General features: G+C 74.4%; 3 protein-coding genes and 1 pseudogene. All 4 read right to left on the minus strand.

What is annotated here, in order from left to right; genetic code table 11:
* Positions 1–132: 132 nt before the first annotated feature.
* Positions 133–942: a carboxypeptidase-like regulatory domain-containing protein gene (locus PYV61_RS21140; protein ID WP_275835366.1), complete on the minus strand. Its 810-nt coding sequence runs from the start codon at positions 940–942 to the stop codon at positions 133–135.
* Positions 943–1,014: 72 nt separating this feature from the next.
* Entirely contained in the window at positions 1,015–3,126 is a 2,112-nt protein-coding gene (gene fusA / locus PYV61_RS21145) for an elongation factor G (protein WP_275835368.1), read from the minus strand.
* Positions 3,127–3,348: 222 nt separating this feature from the next.
* A complete protein-coding gene (locus PYV61_RS21150; protein WP_275835370.1) occupies positions 3,349–3,930 on the minus strand; it encodes a hypothetical protein in 582 nt (193 codons plus the stop codon).
* Between the two features lie 288 nt (positions 3,931–4,218).
* Positions 4,219–4,696, minus strand: a pseudogene (locus tag PYV61_RS21155) (hypothetical protein); the annotation flags it as partial.

The following is a 4,696-nucleotide window of genomic DNA, read 5'->3' on the forward strand; positions in this document are numbered from 1 at the left end:
GCCGGCGGCGGGCGCGGGCTGCGCGTGGGCGCCGGCGGACGGCGGGAGGGCGGCGGCGGCGGCCGCGGCGGCGGCGGCGGCCAGACGGACTCGGCGGGCGGGCATGGCGCCCAACCTAGCGGACGGTACGCGTCAGCGGCGCGGCCCGGTCCAGAGCACGATCGTCCCGCAGCGCGCCATCGGCCCCGCGTACTCGGCAGGGACGTTGGCGGCGGTGTAGGCCTCGACGGCGAGCACCTCGCGCGTCTGGAACGCGTCCAGCTCCGGCGCCGGCATCGGCGGGGCGCCGGGCTGGTGGCCGTAGAAGCGCGTCCCGTCGAGGAAGACCTGCGACCAGCACCCGCGCGGGCTGCGCGGGTCGAACGGGTCGGCCGGCGGCAGCTGCGACATCCCCGCGCCGCGCGACGACGCCAGGTACGGGCGCCCGTTGCGCGGATTGGGGACGAGGTTGAACCCGGGGAGCCGCTTGCGCACCACCGCGCTGAACGGCAGGTCCCCCTCGCGCGCCAGCTCCTCGGGGCCGAGGAAGTGGCCGATCCCGAACGCGCGCCGCTCCTCGAAGCGCTCCAGCCGCCGCGCGATCACGCGGTCGACGACGGCGACCCCCGGCAGGCGCTGCGGGACCTGGCGGAGGAGGACGACGACGTCGGTCGAGTCGCCGCCCCGCACCTCGACGTCGGCGCCGGCGGGGAGGAAGCCGACGCGCCGCACCACGACCCGATGCCGCCCCGCGGAGACGCCGCCGAGCCGGAACGCGCCGGCGCTGTCGGCGCGCGTCGTGCGCGCGCCGTTCCCCAGCAGCACCTCGGCCCCCGGCACCGGCGCCGAGTCCGCGGCGCTGCGCACCCGCCCGACGACGACGCCCTCCTGCGCCGCCAGCGGCGCGTACGCGAGTGGCGCGGCGAGGAGGGCGAGCGGGACGAGCGCTGGGAGCCGTCGCATCCCCCGATGTGCGACGCGCCGGGGCGGATCGCAACCCGGCCCCGGCGCGCCCAACGGGCTTCTCACATCGCGCTACACCTCGGCCAGCGCCTCCTCGCGCTCCTTGGCGTGGTCGGCGATCACCTTCTGCGCGGCATCGTGCGGCATCTGCTCGTAGCCGTGGAAGCGACGCGCGTAGGTCGCGTGGCCGTGCGTGAGCGACGACAGGTTGGTGGCGTAGAGGTGCAGCTCGGCCTGCGGCACGACCGCGCGCACGGTGGTGCCGTGCCCGTCGCCCGACGAGTCGGTGCCGAGGATCTGCCCGCGGCGTCCCGACAGGTCGCCCATCACGTCGCCGAGGTACTGGTCGGGCGTCGTGATCTCGAGCAGGTCGAGCGGCTCGAGCAGCACCGGGCGGCACTTGGAGGCGACGGCGCGGAAGGCGAGGATCCCCGCCATCTTGAACGCCTGCTCGCTCGAGTCGACGGAGTGGTACGAGCCGTCGTACAGCTCGACGCGGAAGTCGACGAGCGGCGCGCCGGCGAGCACGCCGCGCGCGCTGGCCTCCTGGATCCCGCGGTCGACGGCCGGGATGTACTTCGACGGGATCGCGCCGCCGACGATCTTGTCCTCGAACAGGTAGCCCTCGCCGCGCGGGAGGGGCGACATGCGGATCCAGCAGTCGCCGAACTGCCCCTTGCCGCCGGTCTGCTTCTTGTGGCGCCCCTGCCCCTTCTCGTTGGCCGTGACCGTCTCGCGGTAGGCGATCTTCGGGCGCGTCAGCTCGCCGGTCACCGAGAACTTCCGCTTCAGGCGCGCCATCGTGATCTCGAGGTGGCGCTCGCCCATCCCCGCGACGACCGTCTCGTGCGTCTCGGGGACGTACTGCACGGTGAAGGTCGGGTCCTCGTCGTGCAGGCGGTGCAGCCCGGCCTGCAGCTTCTCCTCCGTGTCGCGGCTGGGCGCGTGGACGGCGAAGTGGACGAGCGGGTCGGGGAAGCGGATCTGCGGCAGGCGGACCGGGTGCTCGCGCGTCGACAGAGTGTCGTTCGTGTGCGTGTTGCGCAGCTTGGCCACGCAGCCGATGTCGCCGGCGTGGAGGCGCGGCACCTCGACGCGGTCGCGCCCGCACGGGATGGCGAGGTGGTTCAGCTTCTCGGCCACGTCGCGCGTGGCGTTGAACACCTCCTGCCCGTTGGCCACGCTCCCCTGCAGCACGCGGAAGTACGAGACGTCGCCGACGTGCGGCTCGGCGTGCGTCTTGAACACGAGCGCGGCGAACGGCTTGTCGTCGTCGGCGTGGATCTCGACGGTCGCGTGCCCCTCGGCGCCGGTGAAGGCGTGCAGCTCCTCCATCTCCCAGGCGGAGGGCATGAGCTGGGCGATCTCGGTGAGCAGGGCGCGGACGCCGATCATCGAGTCGCTGGAGACGCAGAAGAGCGGGAAGAGGTCCTCGCGCTTCATCGCCTCCTTCATCCCCGCGATCGCCTCGTCGCGCCCGATCTCGGCGCCCTCGAGGTAGCGCTCGAGCAGCGCGTCGTCGGTGGCGCTGATCGCCTCGATGAGCTCCTCGCGGTACTGGTCGAAGCGCGGCTGCGCCTCGGCGGGGATGTCGACCTCCTCGTACTCGCCGCTCTTGGTGCCCTGCCTGTAGAGGTAGGCCTTCTTGGTGAACAGGTTCATCACGCCGCGGAAGTCGGCCCCCTCGCCGAGCGGGACCTCGACCGGGACGACCTTCGGCGTGAGGCGCGTCTTGATCTGGCGGTAGATCCCGTCGAAGTCGGCGTGCTCCTTGTCCATCATCGACACGACGAACAGCACCGGGTCGTCGCGGCGGAGCGCCTCGCGGAACATCTTCTCGGTCCCGACCTCCACGCCGGTCGTCGCGCCGACGACGACGAGGGCGCCGTCGGCCGCGGCAAGACCCGCGATCGCGTCGCCCTGGAAGTCGAGATAGCCGGGCGTGTCGAGCAGGTTGATCTTGCACCCCTCCCACTCGGCGTACGCGCAGCCGAGGGAGATGGAGAAGCCGCGCTCGGCCTCCTCGGGGGTGAAGTCGGTGAGCGCGGTGCCGTCCTTCACCGCGCCGTGGCGCCTGCTCGCGCCGGCCGCGTACACCATGGCGTCCACGAGGCTCGTCTTGCCGCTGGCCCCGTGGCCGACTACCGCCACGTTGCGGATCTCCCTGCTGCCGTACTCTCGCATCGTCCCTCCTCGTCGTGAGGATGACGCGCGCCGCCGGACGCGGGCGCCGGGGCGCGTGCATCGCGTGCCCTGCGTGCTTCGGGTGCATCCGGAGCATCCCTCCGGGGGGTAGGGGCCGCAAGAGGGGGTTCGGCGGACGGGACGGGGGGAAATGCACGAGGCGGCCAGGATCACCGGGCCGCCTCGTGGGACTGCGATTCGGACGAGGAAAGGTGCGTGTGCTCAGTCCCCTTCGAAGAGGTTGCCGTCGGCCTCGCGGATCGAGTCGAGGAAGTCGACGTCGCTGCCCACGCCGGCGAGGGCCGGCCGCGCGCCCGCGGGGGTGAACGAGAAGTTGATGGCGCGGCGCACGCCCTCGGGCCAGTCGGGCATGAGGAGCCCGGCCACCATCGCGCGGATGGAGGAGCCGGTGTCGCCGAGCAGCCGGAGCGCCGTCTCGTGCAGGCGCGCGGCGGGGATCTCCAGGTCTTCCGTGAGGAGCTGGCCGGTCCGCTCGTCGCGCCAGGCCGCGTCGCCGACGGCGCCGCGCCCCGCGTAGACGCCGAGGTGCCGGATGGCCCCGACGTGGTCGCCGCCGGCGCGCTGCCCCTCGACCGCGGCGGCCAGCGCGTACGCCAGCGACTCCGCGTCCGGGGTGCCGTAGAGCGTCACCACTTCGCGCGGCGCGCCCTCGAACGGGGTCGCGGGCGCGACCGAGTTGACGTGCGCCAGCGGCCCGGCGTGGTCGCCGGGTGCGGTCGTCGGCGCGAGCGTGCCTGGCGGCGCGCGCTCGGGCCCGTCCTCGAGCAACACGAGGATGTCCATGATGCCTCCTGCTCCCTCCTTCGGGGGCGATGTGCGGCTCCCGCCGCGGGGTCCAGGTACCACGTCGACGAGGAGCCAGATGCGCGCCACTGCGTGCCGCGAGTGCTGCGTTCGCTCAACACCGGTCCGACCCGAACGTTCCGGCGCCTCCCGCTGGGAAGCAACCGGCGTGACGCGCGCGTGGCCGTACCGTGGCGGGCGAGCTACGGCCTCACCGGGTATGACCCGACCGACAGCTTTCCGGTCACGACGCGGATCCGCGCGTCGCGACGCGGCGCGTGCCGCGCGTCACCGAGTGGACGGCAGGTCGTGTTCGGAGGTCACGACGGCCGTTGCGTCGGCGCCCGCTGGCCGCGCGGCCAGCCGCGCCGCGAGCGCCGCCGCCGCCACGAGCGTCGTCACGCCGAGCGCGCGCAGCGCGGGCCGATCGGCGCCGGCGCCGAGGCGCAGCGCCTCGGGGAGTCGCGGGTCCACCAGCAGGACGAGCGAGCCGACGCCCACCGCCGGGAGCCACGCCAGCGCGGCGGGGACGCGCGCCGTGACGCGCGCGACGAGCAGCGCGAGGAGGAACCCGATCGCCGCGGCGTGCACGCCGCCGAGGACCGCCGGCCAGCCGACGCCCGGGTCGGGGGCGACGAAGTCGGGGATCCCGCGCAGCCGCAGCCCCGCGCGCTCGAGGACCGAGAGCGGCGTCCCGTCGCGCGCGCCGAACCCCGCCAGCACCGCGAGCGCGGCGAGCGCGGCGAGGGCGGCGGGGCGCGCGACG

This window comes from Roseisolibacter sp. H3M3-2 (genome assembly GCF_029211165.1).
Classification (GTDB): Bacteria; Gemmatimonadota; Gemmatimonadetes; order Gemmatimonadales; family Gemmatimonadaceae; genus Roseisolibacter.